The sequence below is a fragment of the Phocaeicola faecalis genome, assembly GCF_021730445.1.
Taxonomy (GTDB): Bacteria; Bacteroidota; Bacteroidia; order Bacteroidales; family Bacteroidaceae; genus Phocaeicola; species Phocaeicola faecalis.
On sequence record NZ_JADNRM010000019.1, the window covers coordinates 14,985 to 30,354 of the forward strand.

Below are 15,370 nucleotides of genomic sequence, written 5' to 3' on the forward strand. Positions count from 1 at the left end.
CATCACGCATCCGAACAGAGGCTCTGGCATGGGCCTAAGGAGAGTACGTAACACCACGCTATGCCATGGGCATAGCATAAGCATACGCAATACTCTCCTTAACTTCAACTGCCAGATTTCTGTTCGGGATTCTTGCGAACTTATGTCTATATAAACGGACAGGAACAACGAATGTTCCGCCGCGATATTTCAATTTTACGGCTCAAAGATACAACTTTTTGCCGATATGCGGTTCATATTGCCACCACAATCATCATTTTATACCATACTTTTTCATCTTGCGGTATAGTGTAGATGAGTCTACATTAAGCATTTGAGCCGTTTTTGTCTTGATGCCACCACACGACTGCAAGGCTCTTATGATGCTCTGCTTTTCCAGCTCATCATCCTTCAATGGTAACAGCGGAGCCTCCGAAATGTCTACTGGCTTTGCCTGTGCAATATTCAAATCTGCAAAGTCAATGAGCGTATCTTTGGCCATCAATACCGCACGCCTAATCTTGTTCTGCAACTCCCTTATATTGCCTGACCAGGAGTGTGAGAGCAATAACCGTTCCGCTTCAGCGGTAAAGCCTGTTCTCTCACGGTGCAGTTCTTTTGAGAATTTCTCGCGGAAGAAGTTGGCAAGTGGCAAAATATCTTCGGGACACTCGGCAAGCGACGGTTGCCTTATCTCAAACTCTCCCAGACGATGATACAAGTCCTCACGGAAACGACCCTCGGCGATGGCTTTCTCCATATCCTCATTGGTTGCAGCCACGATGCGGACATCCACCACACGCTCTGTGCTTGAGCCTACCGGCATAAATGTACCCTCCTGCAACACTCGCAGCAACGAAGACTGCATATCGTATGGCAATGTCCCTATCTCATCGAGGAAGAGCGTGCCGCCATTGGCGGCTTCAAAGCATCCGCCCTTGTCGGTGTCTGCACCCGTGAACGCACCCTTTGCGTGTCCGAAGAATGTAGAGGCTGCAAGTTCGTGAGGTATGGCACCGCAGTTCACCGCCACGAATGGCTTATCCTTACGGTTACTATGGAAGTGAATGCTTCGGGCAACAGACTCCTTACCCGTACCGTTGGCTCCGAGTATGAGTACCGATATATCCGATGGAGCAACCAGTTCTGCAAGATGCTCCGCCTCCTTTGCCTTTGGACTTATACGCTTGAAGAGTTCCTTCTCCTTGCTGCGTACCGTTGATACAGGTTTCAATAGTTCCTTGACCATCTCCACCACTTGCTCGTGGAATACAGGCTTGGAGAGATAGTCCTTTGCACCCAACTTGATTGCCTTGACAGCATCAGTTACCGAAGCGTACTCGGTCATTATCACAAAGGGAATATCCATCTTCTCCTTGATGATCCATTCAAGAAGGTGTATGCCGTCCCCTTGTGGCAGACGCACGTCGGAGAGTATCAGATCGAACTGCTCCTTGCGTAGCAACTTGCGGGCAAAGGGTTCGTCTATTGCAGTGGCCACAGCGTATCCTTCACGCTCCAGCCAGTCCCTGATAATCTGTGACAGGGTTACATTATCCTCTACTATCAGTATTCTTTTCTTCATCGGCTATTCTTTCTATCTCATTTCGGGCATCCTCAATCAGGTGCTCTATGTGGGTTATTATATGATTCGTGTGGTTCAACACGGTTTGAATATCACAGTCCGTATCCTTCAGGACATTGCGGTAAGCAAGCAGAATCTCATCCATCGATACCATCTCCCACATCGGGAACATACGATGTGCTATGCTTCGCATCGACTCCCTGTTCTCGGCTGTCATTGCAATCTTCAGATCGACAATATCCTTCTCGCAGGACTCTATCATCGTTCTCAATATTTTCTTTTTGTCCGATACATTGGCAAGTATCATTGAGAAGTCCGTATCACTGCCTGGTTCGCGGCCCTTGACTACTGAAGCAATGACCTTCAACAGTTCATTCATGGAGAACGGCTTGAAGATGCAACCGTCAAATCCAGCCTCAAGAAGTGCTTCACGCTCACTTTCGCTTCGTGCTGTCATTGCCACTATCGGAATATCCTTAGAGTTACCGATGCGTGATTTGCGGAGCAATTCAAGCAACTTGAAGCCATCGGTATTCGGCATCTGGATATCGCTCAAAAGCAGGTCGTAGTTCTTCTTACGCAGCTCCTCGGTCAGTTTATCTACCTTGTTGCATATTGTACACGACACTCCATTACGCTCCAACATCTCCTTTACAAGTTCAAGTTGCAGCATATCATCATCGATGGCGATGATATTCTTCGGCAGATGCAATGAGGCGTCAAACGAAACATTTTCCTCTTCTATCGGCTCATCGGTAACAGGAAGAGGCAAAGTGACGGTGAATGTTGTACCTTGATTCAATGTACTCTCCACATCTATTGTTCCACCAAGCATTGTTACTATTCCGTGGGCGATTGGCAGCCCAAGACCATACCCATCGGAGTTTTCTGCACTTGCGGCACGCTCGAATGGCAAATAGATACGCTTCATCATATCTTCGGTCATACCCATACCCGTATCGCTGACTTTCATTGTGAATGTACCGTCTATATAGGTTACATTGAATCCGATATGTCCTGCGGAAGTGAACTTGACGGCATTGGCAATAAGGTTGTTGATGATTTGCTCTATTCTATCGACATCGCCTTTGACTACTGCATCTGCACCTACGAACTCATGTTCAAAGAGAAGTCCTTTGTCATTGATGGGCTGTGTGGCACCATCTACCACGCGATTCAGCAGATCGGATATTCGGAATGGCACAGGGTGCATTGTCTCTTTCGCTTGATTAAGACGATAGACATCAAGCAGGTTGTTTACAAGATGCAGTATATGCTTACTACGACCCAATACCTTTTTCAGTTGCAGATTGCGTTTTTTTCTTCTCCCGTGTATTCATGGCCAGCTCCGTATAACCGATAATGTTGTTGAGTGGCCCTCGTATATCATGAGAGATAGTCAGGATAATCTTATTACGCATTTCAAGCAACTCGGCATTTTTGCGGTTGCTTGCCTCCAATTTGTGGCGACCACGCTCTTTACGACCATAGTCACGCATAATGACAATGTATGATAGCAGCAGAGCAAGGAAGATGAAGGCTGTTATACCTCCCAGGCATACTTTTGTCCGTTCACGGGTCTCGATGATCTGTTGCTCACTCTCTTGCAGGTCTGTCGTGACACGCTCATCCATTGCAGCAATTAGACTCTTCAGACGTTGGTTGATGTTGAGATTACGCTGTGCCAGACTATCTGCCGTTTCGGATAGTTGCCTACTCTGCTCGGACTGTTTCCTGATGATATCACGATTGAGGGTGTAGAGTTTTGTAGAAGTTGTGGATTGAGGCGGAGTCTTCTCCTTTTTCTTGAATAGTCCCAAGAAACCGCCTTTCTTCTTAGGTGGCTCCTGTGTACTCTCATAAGCGATTACGGGGACACGCTCGGCAAGTTCTTCGCCGAGTTCCACTTGTTGTTCAAACAACTGGGAGATATTGAATAGTTGGATTTCTTTCTCTGCCATCAGATGCCGCAGACTATCTATCCGTTCACCCGAATAGAAGTTCTTGAACTCGCAGAGAATGCTGTCGACCTTTAACCTCTTGACACGATAGAGTGCGGTGTCTGCCTCATCCCATTCGAGGATCGTCTCACCGAACATCGTGAGGTCAAGCATATGCACGTATGCCTCGTGTACACTTTGCCGGAGTTCGTGAATCTCTTTTACTTCACGCTCCAACAATACCATTTGCCGCCACTCGTGCAGGTACGTATATACGATACCACCAATTAGGGCGACAATAATAGTATAGCCTATGGCTAACTTCCTTTGAATCTTCATTGCGTCCTATGTTAAGAATCGGGTTAGTCCGATCTGTTTATCATATATGCCTTGGCCACAAAATTACTAATAATGCTAAAAATCTATATAGCTTTATTATTTTTTAATAACATTTTAAGGGCATTTTAATAGATAGAACGCTAAAATTTGTGACGATATTGTAACAAAATGGGGCGATAGCATAAAAAAAGCCATCATATCTGTGTGAATATGACAGCTATCTGTTAACTATACCATTATCGGATTGACCTTCATCGTTGTGAGGTTTAGATAGAGTCCGTGATGTTCTATCATTCCATGTCGGAACATCTTCCAGAGGATATTGCAGCCAAGCTGTGCCAATGTGGAGTTGATGAATAGGTCCTGTTTCTCCAATGCCTCGGCAAGTGAACAGCTCGGACCGGAGTCCTCTTCCTTGATTCGGGCATACTTCACAAGTTTGGTAATGACCTTTAATGATGGTACGGTCTGATAGATTTGTGAGGTAGGTTGCTTTATCTTCTTCGGGATACTGCCCAATACTACTTGACCTGATGTTTGCGTATTGCCGAAGTCAAGCCAATACAGAGGTGTCTGATAGTTTGTATAATTGTACTGCGGCAATGCTTTGAGTACATTCCAGAGGTCTATTCTTGACTTTATATTGTCCGTACAGGTGATAGTGATATTGGCAAGATGTTCCTGTCGTACATCTTTCATATTGGAGGGATAGAGTGTAGGTACAGCCTTCCAGTCATTCCCGAAGAAGTTGTTGATGCGTGTAATGAGGCAATTCGCCTTATTCAGTCCCAAGTCGGAATATCCGAAGAGCTGTCGCCCAATGTTTGCTTCCGTTACAATATCAGGATCGTATAGCGTTACGAATAGTCCCGGATGTCCGAGGGCACGAAGTGTTACATCCAATCGTGCAAGGTTTGTCAATACTTGTGAGCCTGTACCTCCACCACCTATCAGGTTTACCGTCACGGGGTGTTGTGGTACGAGCAGATAGCTGTCGGTATAATGTACTCTTTTCATCGTAGTATATCTTTAAGTTTCAAATTCTTTAGAGGCTTTAACTCTTCGAGGTTGAAGGGAGCATCCTTTGCTGCCTTTGTCACGAGCACAAGGTTGCTCTTTGTGGGATTTCCGTTACCTCCTAGGTGTGAGAACTCCGTGAGCCAGAATTTCTTCTCCCAGTACTCAAGTAATTTGTCGTAGGTAATCTCTGTCGGCTTGTCAATCTTTGCCGAGCCGAGACAGACGCTTGACCCCGTGACATTGAAGAACGGAGCAGCATAGAGTTCCGTTTCGGGCTTCAGCTCCTTGTCTATGTATGCATAGATATTCATACGCTCATCGCGCACCTCATAGATGACACCGGGCAGGTTGTACTCGGCATTTTCAATATGTAACGACTCCTTGAAGAACATCATACGCTTTTGTGGTGGATTGTACCATATATATTTCTCGTAGCCCTTGCGTGTATCACTCCATAGCATATTTGTTGGGATGCGACCATGCGGTGTGCTGCTGTGCCTCTCGGAATATCCCTTGATGAGTTCGTTGATGAAGTCCACCGTCACGGGACGTCCTTCGCTCATGGCTCCCTCATTATCTATGCTCCGTACTTCAAGGAAGTATGTATCTCCTCCATCTGTGGAGTATGCTATCAATGCCGCACGGGGGCGCAGCATCGTATTTATCTGCTTGGTAAGTTTGTTGGTATCCATAGTGATTATCGTATGTAGTGAATAAAATCATCTGCCCACTTGAAAAACCTTTCAGGATAGGTATCTTCAAGTGTAAAAACCTTGTCGGTCGTTGGAGAGACGGCAAAGGTTGATGCAGGAATAATATCGTATGACTCCTGACGGGAGGAATTATAGAAGTCGATAAGGTGTTCCGTCATTATATCATCGCTGTCATAGACGACCCTTATCTGCTGTTCGAGTGTCATCGGCAGATAATCGGGCTCCTCATCGTAAAACGGGTCATAGCCATAGTACATGATGGCTTTATCCGTCTTTATGAACTCAAGTCCTCTTCTCAGCAGTTCGATAAGACCTTGTTCAAAGCCATTTTTACACTCATATTCTTCTATGGCTTTCGGCAGGTTCTTGTAGTAGGACTTTCGCCACACCCTGTCGAGGAGTTTATATGCTCTACCATCCTTGTATGATTTCACGAGCTTTTCCCTTGCTCGCCTCTCTTTGGCATCTTCATCCTCATAGCAGCCTTCAGTCAGCATATCAATAGCCCAGTCCATGTCTGACTCATCGTTGATAGTGGTTATACCGTTCTCTTTCATGAAATTATGATAGAATGTGATGACAATGCGTCTGAGTGTGGGATTCAGTTCCTCAATGAACTTTACAGGAAAGTAGTACAGTGTGTACTCACCCCAAGTATGTGTGTTCCACACATTGAAGTATAGACAGCCATTGTCATCCTCAAGGTTGAGATACATGCCGCTTTTATTTACGAGGTCGTTCATCTCATTGTAGAGATTGACGATACCTTCACCAATAGTTCTGCCTGGCGTATGCTCCGCCTTTACATTCATAAGTTCGGCATAGCGGAAATAAGAATCACGCAGGTATTCGTAATTCTCCTGCGTGATTAGGTTATAACTGTTTCCGTTATAGCTCTCCCTCATAATAGTCTGTGGTGCTATGGGGAGAATAGGTGTCTTTAGAAAAGAATTACGGCACCCGTTGGCGCCGTAACTCTCTCTACTCTTGTCACACCGTATCGTACCTCCCGCTTGGTCGATGCGATTATCATCCTCGCGAGCTGTTCCGACTGATGTTCGTCCAATGGTCTGCATGACTTCTTCTTTTTAGTGTCCTTACTCATAGTTCTCATCCTTTTGTTCCGATGGTTGTCTTGAACTCATATACCGCCTTATCATCCTTGATGGTCGGGCCGTGTACGGTTGCTGTGGTCAGTTCTGGATAGATGTTCGAGTAGAAGCTCATAACACTCTCCGGAGAGTCGTTCGGATTAGGATCAGGAAGTGTAATCATCTCTGTACCTTTCTTGAAGGTGAATGATCGCTGCATTTCGTTTCTTAAAAGTGCCATAATCTTAAACTGTTTGGGCGTATGCCTGTGAATAATGATTTTCTAACATTGACTGAGGGAAGTCGGGATATTCCTCATAATCCTCGGGGCGATATGCAGGGCCTTCGTGCATATATGCCTGCTGTAACTCTTCAGGCATAGGAGGCTCTTCATGATGTGGGAACATCGGAATCTCACCCTGCGGATAGTGAGGATGCTGCTGTCCTGCATTTTGAGGTGGATAACCGCCTTGTGGTGCGGAGAACATAGGCTGCCCACCATACTGAGGCTGTGGGGCTTGCTGAACAGGGCGTTGCATAGGCTGCTGCACGGGACGCATTACCGTCTGTTGTGGCTGTGGCGGCATCTGTCGTGGTGCTGCCTGCGGCTGGATAGTCTGCTGTGCAGGTTGCGGTGCCACATTCTGCGGTTGTGCCACTTGTGGAGCTGGTGCAGAAGTCTCTTCCATCATCTCGAAGAGCGAGCCTTGGTTCATCGCCTTCTTCTGTGCGGCAATCTTCTCATCTACCTCCTTCTGCTTGTCGGCAGTGGCATACATACGAGCCTGCTGGAGTGCGGTGATGGCATCCTTATGATTCTTAGCTGTGATAAGTTCCTCAGCCTTCTTCATATGCTTCTCGTACTTCTCACGCTTCTCCTTCTCCTCTTTGGTTTCCTTGGCTTTGGCATCCTTTGCCGCCTTGCTGTTGGCAGCAGCCTTATCTGCCTGCTTCTCGAACTCCATCAAATTGGAGATAAGCCCCGTAGCCTTGCGTATAGGCTGCATTATGTGTTGCAGGAACTCTGCATCCATCTCTTCGGGAGTGCCCGTTAGTGTCAGCGGAATGATGTGGTTTGCAGCCTCATCTTTCAGACCGTTGGCCTTCGGCAGTGTTGATACAGTAAGTTGTCCGTTCGCTTTGCGGATGACGAGCGTAAGATCTACGCTCTCGGTCATCATCTGTGAAATTGATGTGAAAAACATAACTTTATGATTTAATGTTAATACTGAATTATTTTCTTGTGATGTTCACTGGTTGAAGAACTCTGCAAGCAGTCTGTTACGGTCAGGATGCTTGCTTATCTCCAGAATGGGATTGAGCAGCTCCGATATATGTACCGGACCTCGTGAGCCTCTTGGCGGCAACTTGATTTCAGGTTCTGCGACCTTTACTCTTCTTCTACGTACCACAGGCATCTGCATCGGTGCCATCGGTACACTTGCGATGATTGCTTGATTCATAGCTTTATCTTTTATTATATGGTTAATACTCGGACTTTGGCAGTCCGTTGAACTACGAGGGCGTTACGGCTAATGCTTCCGGTAAGGCAAGGTTTTCGGGGAAAATACCGCAGCACAGCGAGGATGATTTTCTCCGAAACCACCTGTGGCCCGACCTTGCTGTCCGACAAGAAGCATTGGCCAACTTTGCCCTGTAGTTCATCGGCTTGCCAATGGCTGGTATTTAGGAGTTTATTTTCTATCCGTATTTGAATATTTGCACATCCTGAAAAATATTGATGTAAAGAATTATTAACAGTAATGCTGTTATTTGTCAAAAATGACTTATTTTTGTAGTGGCTCTATGTCAAAAAGGATTGAGCCATGTATAAATAGTTGATGTTTATTGACGATGCTTCTACGCTAAAACTTGGCCGTTTAAGTCTTTCGAAGATCGGCAATGGGACATCCACTGCTAATGTTGTATATCTACATTACGCTTGGCGTAAATTGTGTTATATACATCTGGCGTGGGTTGTCTGTATTGCTTATTCGAAAGACAGGTAGCCAAGACCTTAGCGTAGGATAAGTCAATGCACAGCCTACGCTTTTTTTGTGAGTTCGCTGGGAAATAGGGAATTATTGGAGGGGTATCTTGTCGCATTCTTTGCTTCGCGTTCGGTCACATCTGAAACCGAAAGAAGATGTATTGCATGGGCTGAATTTATCTGTAAAACCGACTATATTGTCATTAGTGGGTTCCACTCTCCATTAGAGAAAAAGATTCTCAAAATATTACTTGATCATAAGCATCCCGTTATACTCTTCCTCGGAAGAGAGATATATAAACGTATTCCTGATGAGTACAAGTTGGCAATAGAGGAAGACAGGATGCTTATAGAGAGTGTAAGAAATTATCAACGTCAGAGTACTAACTCTTCACAGATTAGGAATTGGCATGTTGCTGACATAGCAAATGAGATATATCTAACGCCCTTTGATACTAACAGTATGCTTTCATCAATGTATTATCACTTCACACATTATGGTGGTACGCCAATAACAATCTTATAGATGTTCCTATTATATTTAGAAGACCAAGAAACTAAGGATAGCAAACAGTATCAGTGCTGCCATTACGATACAGGCAATCTTGTATATGAATCGGAAGAAGCCAGGGAAGCATACGATGGCTACCGCAGCCCATACGGGTGATACACCTCGTGTATAGAGATAGCTGAAACCTAATGCTGCTACTACGGCTAAAAGGATCATACCTATCCACTTCATTCTCTTTCTTACGGTCGGGTCATTTGTTTTCATATCCTATATTATTTAGTGGGAACAGTCATTCCCGATTTCGTGGGCTTGGATGTGAAACGCCTCCACCTGCAAGGTTTTCGGGAAAAATACCGCAGCCGTGCGAGGATGATTTTTGCCGAAACCGCCTGCGGCACGACCTTGCGGGGTGGAATGAGGGCGGTTCACTACCTTTGCCTACGGATCGGGATGACTGACATCATCTTTTCTTACCTCTCTTCTTGTCGGGAAATGCCAGCGTTACATTGAACTCATCGTCAAAGGCTACGGCGGCATCGAAAGAGTTGCCTTTCTTTCCCTTGAATCCCTTAATAAGCTTGGTTGCTCCTGATGAGAGCAACTGTTCCAGATGTTGCTCGTTAAGCTCCTTGTTCAGCACCTTGCGGAATAGAAGCAGACCGCAATCCGGATTGTCGCACTTGGCGACCTTCGGGCGTATCATCACTTTGCCTGTACCGCATTTAGGGCAAGGAAGGGAAAGCTGTTTGGGTGCAGGGAACTTCAGTCCGAGTACCTCGCGTGTAACCTGCGAGGTGAAACTCTCGATGGAGTGCATAAAGGAGCGTGTCTCCAAAGTATGCTGCTCGATTTGAAGGAGCGTCTTCTCCCAACTGCCTGTCAGCTCCACATTGGCAACCTGCATATCCTTGACTGCCTCGTAGATATAGAGTCCCTTCTCGGTAGGTACAAGTGCCTTGCCTGAACGCTCGATGTAGTCACGCTTGAAGAGTGTCGTGATGATGGCGGCTCGTGTGGCAGGCGTTCCGATACCCAGTTCCTTCATTGCCTCTTTTGCCTTCTCATCGGTGATGTTCCTACCGCAGGTCTCCATAGCGGCAAGGAGTGTCGCTTCGGTGTAGAGAGGTTTAGGCATTGTCTTGCGCTGTGCCGTGCCATAGCCCGTAACGGGTATCTGTTCACCCTCGGCAAAGCGTGCCGTACCCTTGTTGGCTTCCGTCTCATCCTTCTCAGCATCCTCCTTACGGGCAAAGACTGCACGCCAGCCCGGATTGACGATGGTAGTAGAGCGTGAACGGAACTTCATATCCTCGGCTGCCGCCTCCATAACCAATGACTCCTTCTCGCAGCGTGGCGAGAACGCTTCAAGCATACGCCCTGCAATCATTGTGTAGACAATCTGCTCGTGGGCGTTCAACTCCTCAGGCTCTATGCCTGTGATGATGAGTGCGTGGTGATCCGTCACCTTGTCATCATCTACACTACGCATATTCAGATGCTCGAAGTCGAAACGCTTGCCATACTCCTTGAACTCGGGCATAGTGGCAATCTTCCAAAGGGAATCATAGACCTGCTCCATCAGGTCGTGCGAGATATATCTGCTACCTGTTCTCGGATATGAGATATACTTCTTCTCATAGAGAGCCTGTGCCACAGAAAGGGTTTTCTTCGCACTCATATCGTGATGTGTGTTGCAGTCCTTCTGCAAGGTGGTAAGGTCGTAAAGTAACGGTGCCTGCTGGTAGGTACGCTTGCGCTCCACCTTTGTGATGAGTGCCGTTGAGTCGGGCGAGAATCGTGCGTGTGCCGCTTCTGCCTGCTCCTTGCTCTTGAAGTCCTCGATATGGGCGAACTGACGGAACTCGCCCAAGCGTTCAAGGGTGATGTGCAGTTGCCAATAAGGTGTGGAAACAAAATCACGGTTCTCCTTGTAGCGACTGCATATCATCGCTAATGTAGGTGTCTGCACTCGTCCGAGGGAGTTGTTGGGCATACCTGAAGCCAAAGCCAATGCACGGCTGGCGTTCATGCCCACGAGCCAATCAGCCTTTGCACGGCAGTCGGCAGCGTGGTAGAGACTATCGTAAGCCTCGCCATCCTTGAGGTTGCTCATACCTACACGGATAGCCTCGTCCGTGAGTGAGGATATCCAAAGACGCTTGAAGGGCTTGGTATATCCGAGGTAGTGGTAGATGTATCGGAAGATAAGTTCTCCCTCACGCCCTGCATCCGTTGCCACGATGATGCTGTCGCATTTGCTGAATACCTCGTCAATAACCTTGAGTTGCTTGGCGGCACTGATGTCCGTTACCATACCTCTGTCGGTCTTGATCTGTCTTACCACAAGCTGGAACGGTTCGGGGAGCATAGGCAAATCCTCATGTGAAGCCTTACCGTATCCGTATGCCGATGGCATGGCGAGGGAAACGAGGTGTCCCAAAGCCCAGGTCACGAGATAACCGTTACCTGCCATATAACCGTCCTTCTTCTCTGTTGCACCGATGACGCGGGCGATGTCCTGACCTACGCTCGGCTTTTCTGCTATAATTGCTATCATAATTATTCGGGAATTAAAGAAGCCGTCTCCCGTCCCGATTACGGTGCGGGAAACGGCTGTCAGGTTAGTAATAGAATCGTGTTACTGCGTGGGGTTGATACCGATGATTTCGAGCAGCGGAGAGTCGTTCTTGCGTACAAGCTGCAAAGTGGCATCCATCACCACATCTACACCGAGGAGTACGAGGCTCAGCGATACGACACCTGTCTTCTCGCCTCGGAGCAGTGTCTCAAGCTCTCCGGCCTGTTCGAGTTCATCCTTGAGGATACCGATTCCTGAAAGTTCGTCCCAGTTTACATCTTCCACCTTGAAAGGTGCTTTATTCTTATCGTTCATCTTAAAATTCATTTTAGAGTTATACATTGATTTGACTTGTCCGACTACGGATTAGATGCTCTGTCCCTTTGACTGACGCTTCTCCTGTTTCTCGGCTACCACATTGCGCTGTGAGGCGTTGCGGTTACGGTCGGGATTCTCGTTGTAGAAGTCGAGCTTGTTTTGGTTGGAGTTCAGCTTGACATACTGCGAGATGCTCTTGCCATCGAAGCCCTTCATGCCCTCCACGAGTACCGACTTGCCGTTCTGAAGGTCGGCACGCTGCTGACCGGAGAGCTTGGCACCGAAGATCTCCTTCGGAATCTCGAACTTGGCACGTTCCTCAAAGCCATCGGGAGTGCGTGAGTACATCAGTCGTCCCGTCTCAAGGTCTGCCTTGATGAACGAGGAGAACTCCTCGCCACGGTTGTTCACCATATCATTGAGGAAGATGGCACGACCCTCACGCAGGTCTTTCTGCTCCTCGGCTGTCAGCTTCACGCCACCGATTTCCTTCGGGATGTAGATTTCTCTTGCACCCTCGGGTGAGTCGGGATTGTAGCGTGTGTAGTTAGGTCTGCCAGTCGCCTCATCGAGCTTCACATACGATGAGAAGAGTTCGCCGTCCTTACGCTGCATATCCTCCACGAAGATTGCCTTGCCTGCATTGAGGTCTTCAATCTGCTGCTTGGTAAGCTCCACACCACCGAGGGCGGTGCGGTTGAAGATGCGGTCGTTCTCGAAGATGAAGTCAATGCCTCTGCGCTCGGCACTCACCTGAATGTGGGCGTTGAACTCGTTGCCCGACTTGGCTGTCATACCCTCGATATAGACCTTCTTACCCTCACGCAGGTCGTTCTTCTCCTGGTCGGTGAGTTGAACACCCTTAATCTCGTTAGGGATATAGACATTCTCGGCACGCATGGCCACCACCTCGTTGGTCATCTTGTCAAGGCTGATGAACGATGGGATATACTCTCCGTTGCGACCTTTGAGTTCCACCACTCGGCCCATATTGCCTGTTTCGAGGAGGTTCTTCTTGTCCTCTTCCGAGAAGATGTGTCCGAAGTAAGGACGCTCCAATTCGGGTTGCTTGCGGATACCGTGGATGGCGAGTACCACCTCACCTGTGTTGGACTGCTGCAACGACAGGCGTGCGTCGGTACGCAGTACGGCAGAGCCGAAGTTAAGGTTGATAGGTACAAGCTGGTTGGTCTTGTAGCCTTTGAGCATCGAATCAAGGAGCCCTCGCTCCTGAAGATACTCACGCGAGAGTCCGAAGTTCTTCAACTGATCCCAGTTGATCATAGACTCGTTGTAACGATACTGATTGTTCTGCTGCTGGTCGTTAGCTTCAACGACGGGCTGCTGGGTTTGATTTTTCTTTGCCATTGCTTCTGAATTTTGATTGTTAATACTTTGTTCTGTTTGATTTTTGGGTGTTATCTCATACTTCTTGAGAAACTCTTCCACTGCTTTTGTTTTCTTACCTTCGGCAAGGTCTTCGATGGCCTGCTTGACTTCGGGTTTGTCGAACTCCTCCTCCTTCATCGTGAAAAGGCCGAAGTGTGTAGGGTCTTTCAACTGACTCCAGAAGTTCTTGAGGAAGTTCTCGAAGAAGGTCGCATAGCGGTCAATCTTGAGAAAGGAGTTCTGATGCTCTTTGTCTGCCGGCACGGTGGAATACTTGCCGTTCTTGTTGATTTCGGATACCGCTTGAATGAGCAGTTCCATCTTGTCTAAAACCAGCACGATGTCGCTCATCTGCGGGTTCTCGGTGACTTGTGTTTTTGAGGGGTCATCCCTTACATTTTTCTTTGCCATAACTGTGAGTTTTTAGCGTTAATAACTAATGTTGTCACCGCAAATATATATAGCAAATTTTGATAAAACATTGACATTTAAGCCGTTAGACTACACAAGACATAAGGTGTCATCACTTGTCATAGCAGGAACGAAAGCAAAGTCACGAAAAGGGGCAAAACAAGGGTGAAAGGAGGGAAAACGCTCCACACCGAAACGGGGTCGGAAGGAGCGAAAAACGAAGGCAAAAAAATGTGCGAGAAAAAAGCTGTGGTATGACCGAAAAGCAATAACTTTTGTAATATGCAGAGTTGAGAGCTGAGCTGCTTTTGTCCCCACTTAAAAAATCGGGCACTAAAAAGATGGCGGTGGTTGATAGACCTTATAATGAAATATAGATATGGCAGTCAGGTTGAGAATAGAGATGCGGCATATCTTACCGCAATGGATTTTTGACCTGTTGTACTATGCGTCGTAGGTCGCTTCGCTTGCTAAGTCCCAACCTCTGTCTCAACTCGGACGGCGATACCGGAGCGTTTTTTTGGGTGAAAAATTATCGCAGAGAATTTTTTGCCCGAAAACCCTCGGCTTGAACGTGGAGGTATTGTCCCTCCGAGTTAACTTCTTGAAGGGACTTTGCGAGTGAAGCGGGATTTTCACGCTACATATACTTTTTGTAGCTTATTCTGTCTTTCATTCGTAAAAAACGGAGTACCTTTGCAGTGTATAAAGCATAATATAATGAGTTCAATAATAATCATCTGCATATTTGTCCTACTTGTGGCATTTAAGATTTGGATGTCTTCGCCCAAGAATATAGGCAAATTCGGAGAAAAGCGTGTGGCTCGAAAGCTGGATTGGCTCTCGAAAGAATACACCACGCTTAATGATATATTATTGCCGACTCACTATGGAACAACTCAGATAGACCACATCGTAGTTTCTCCATACGGCATCTTTGTAATCGAAACGAAAAATTATAAAGGTTGGATATTCGGACATGAAAACTCGGAAGAGTGGAAACAGAGTCTGCTTGGCAAAAAGAGATTTTGGGGTTGGTCAAGTGAACAGCATAAATTGAGAAATCCTATTCGTCAGAATGCCGCCCATGCGAGAGCCGTTAAAGCGATATTGAAAGAGATCGGTGATTACCCTATTATTCCTATAGTGGTTTTTGCAGACAGTGCGGAACTGAACATAACTACACCTAACCATATCGTGATAAACTGGTGCAATTTGCGTTCCGCCATCAAATCATATAGGACACAATGTATTTCACAAGAAGATATTCAGAGAATCGTGAGTAAAATATCTTCGACAAATATCACCACTGAAGGCAGTCGAGAAAGCCATATCCGTAATGTGCAGACAGCTCAGCAAAATAGGGATATAGCAATAGCCAATGGTAAATGTCCGAAATGTGGTGGTAGTCTTGTTGAACGGAGAGGAAGATACGGTACTTTTTGGGGATGCTCAAATTACCCAAAATGCCGTTTTACACATAACTGAAAAACAAATAAATAACAT

General features: G+C 46.7%; 12 protein-coding genes and 1 pseudogene. 1 reads left to right on the forward strand and 12 read right to left on the reverse strand.

The features are described from left to right. Nucleotides 1–253 precede the first annotated feature (253 nt). The 12 genes and pseudogenes from IR173_RS15135 to IR173_RS15195 all read right to left on the reverse strand — a co-directional run bounded on the left by IR173_RS15135 (nucleotide 254) and on the right by IR173_RS15195 (nucleotide 13,864). Nucleotides 254–1,564, reverse strand: coding sequence for a sigma-54-dependent transcriptional regulator (locus IR173_RS15135; protein WP_237040380.1), 1,311 nt, complete (start codon nucleotides 1,562–1,564; stop codon nucleotides 254–256). Beyond that, a pseudogene (locus IR173_RS18250) lies at nucleotides 1,533–3,843 on the reverse strand (ATP-binding response regulator). The gene IR173_RS15135 and the pseudogene IR173_RS18250 overlap by 32 nt, the downstream one beginning before the upstream one ends. Nucleotides 3,844–4,071: 228 nt before the next feature. Further along, a complete protein-coding gene (locus tag IR173_RS15150) occupies nucleotides 4,072–4,860 on the reverse strand; it encodes a PRTRC system ThiF family protein (RefSeq protein WP_237040383.1) in 789 nt (262 codons plus the stop codon). Then, the gene (locus tag IR173_RS15155) at nucleotides 4,857–5,555 is read right to left on the reverse strand and encodes a prokaryotic E2 ligase family D protein (RefSeq protein ID WP_195664420.1); all 699 of its coding nucleotides are present in this window, start codon (nucleotides 5,553–5,555) and stop codon (nucleotides 4,857–4,859) included. Before IR173_RS15155 ends, IR173_RS15150 begins: the two co-directional genes overlap by 4 nt. A gap of 5 nt (nucleotides 5,556–5,560) precedes the next feature. Then, nucleotides 5,561–6,652 carry a hypothetical protein gene (locus IR173_RS15160; protein ID WP_237040384.1) on the reverse strand — a complete coding sequence of 364 codons (1,092 nt, stop codon included), beginning with the start codon at nucleotides 6,650–6,652 and terminating at the stop codon, nucleotides 5,561–5,563. Between the two features lie 34 nt (nucleotides 6,653–6,686). Then, nucleotides 6,687–6,908: a PRTRC system protein C gene (locus IR173_RS15165; protein ID WP_025018924.1), complete on the reverse strand. Its 222-nt coding sequence runs from the start codon at nucleotides 6,906–6,908 to the stop codon at nucleotides 6,687–6,689. 4 nt (nucleotides 6,909–6,912) lie between these two features. Further along, nucleotides 6,913–7,872 carry a PRTRC system protein E gene (locus tag IR173_RS15170; protein WP_237040385.1) on the reverse strand — a complete coding sequence of 320 codons (960 nt, stop codon included), beginning with the start codon at nucleotides 7,870–7,872 and terminating at the stop codon, nucleotides 6,913–6,915. A gap of 45 nt (nucleotides 7,873–7,917) precedes the next feature. Next, nucleotides 7,918–8,130 (reverse strand): hypothetical protein, encoded by a 213-nt coding sequence (locus IR173_RS15175; protein ID WP_005794008.1) that lies wholly within the window; start codon nucleotides 8,128–8,130, stop codon nucleotides 7,918–7,920. A 1,068-nt stretch (nucleotides 8,131–9,198) separates the two neighbouring features. Further along, nucleotides 9,199–9,432 (reverse strand): hypothetical protein, encoded by a 234-nt coding sequence (locus IR173_RS15180; protein WP_005794012.1) that lies wholly within the window; start codon nucleotides 9,430–9,432, stop codon nucleotides 9,199–9,201. 196 nt (nucleotides 9,433–9,628) lie between these two features. Next, nucleotides 9,629–11,725, reverse strand: a complete 2,097-nt coding sequence (locus tag IR173_RS15185; protein ID WP_237040386.1) for a type IA DNA topoisomerase — start codon at nucleotides 11,723–11,725, stop codon at nucleotides 9,629–9,631. Nucleotides 11,726–11,806: 81 nt separating this feature from the next. Then, nucleotides 11,807–12,061 carry a DUF4099 domain-containing protein gene (locus IR173_RS15190; RefSeq protein WP_005794016.1) on the reverse strand — a complete coding sequence of 85 codons (255 nt, stop codon included), beginning with the start codon at nucleotides 12,059–12,061 and terminating at the stop codon, nucleotides 11,807–11,809. 51 nt (nucleotides 12,062–12,112) lie between these two features. Beyond that, nucleotides 12,113–13,864 carry a DUF3945 domain-containing protein gene (locus IR173_RS15195; protein ID WP_237040387.1) on the reverse strand — a complete coding sequence of 584 codons (1,752 nt, stop codon included), beginning with the start codon at nucleotides 13,862–13,864 and terminating at the stop codon, nucleotides 12,113–12,115. A 720-nt stretch (nucleotides 13,865–14,584) separates the two neighbouring features. Here IR173_RS15195 and IR173_RS15200 point away from each other — a divergent pair. Beyond that, entirely contained in the window at nucleotides 14,585–15,352 is a 768-nt protein-coding gene (locus IR173_RS15200; RefSeq protein ID WP_237040388.1) for an NERD domain-containing protein, read from the forward strand. The last annotated feature ends 18 nt before the right edge of the window (nucleotides 15,353–15,370 follow it).

Bases quoted from the DNA above. Each gene is read 5' to 3' on its own strand.
- IR173_RS15135 (WP_237040380.1), bottom strand. From the start codon at position 1,564: ATGAAGAAAAGAATACTGATAGTAGAGGATAATGTAACCCTGTCACAG.
- IR173_RS15150 (WP_237040383.1), bottom strand. From the start codon at position 4,860: ATGAAAAGAGTACATTATACCGACAGCTATCTGCTCGTACCACAACAC.
- IR173_RS15155 (WP_195664420.1), bottom strand. From the start codon at position 5,555: ATGGATACCAACAAACTTACCAAGCAGATAAATACGATGCTGCGCCCC.
- IR173_RS15160 (WP_237040384.1), bottom strand. From the start codon at position 6,652: ATGCAGACCATTGGACGAACATCAGTCGGAACAGCTCGCGAGGATGAT.
- IR173_RS15165 (WP_025018924.1), bottom strand. From the start codon at position 6,908: ATGGCACTTTTAAGAAACGAAATGCAGCGATCATTCACCTTCAAGAAA.
- IR173_RS15170 (WP_237040385.1), bottom strand. From the start codon at position 7,872: ATGTTTTTCACATCAATTTCACAGATGATGACCGAGAGCGTAGATCTT.
- IR173_RS15175 (WP_005794008.1), bottom strand. From the start codon at position 8,130: ATGAATCAAGCAATCATCGCAAGTGTACCGATGGCACCGATGCAGATG.
- IR173_RS15180 (WP_005794012.1), bottom strand. From the start codon at position 9,432: ATGAAAACAAATGACCCGACCGTAAGAAAGAGAATGAAGTGGATAGGT.
- IR173_RS15185 (WP_237040386.1), bottom strand. From the start codon at position 11,725: ATGATAGCAATTATAGCAGAAAAGCCGAGCGTAGGTCAGGACATCGCC.
- IR173_RS15190 (WP_005794016.1), bottom strand. From the start codon at position 12,061: ATGAACGATAAGAATAAAGCACCTTTCAAGGTGGAAGATGTAAACTGG.
- IR173_RS15195 (WP_237040387.1), bottom strand. From the start codon at position 13,864: ATGGCAAAGAAAAATGTAAGGGATGACCCCTCAAAAACACAAGTCACC.
- IR173_RS15200 (WP_237040388.1), top strand. From the start codon at position 14,585: ATGAGTTCAATAATAATCATCTGCATATTTGTCCTACTTGTGGCATTT.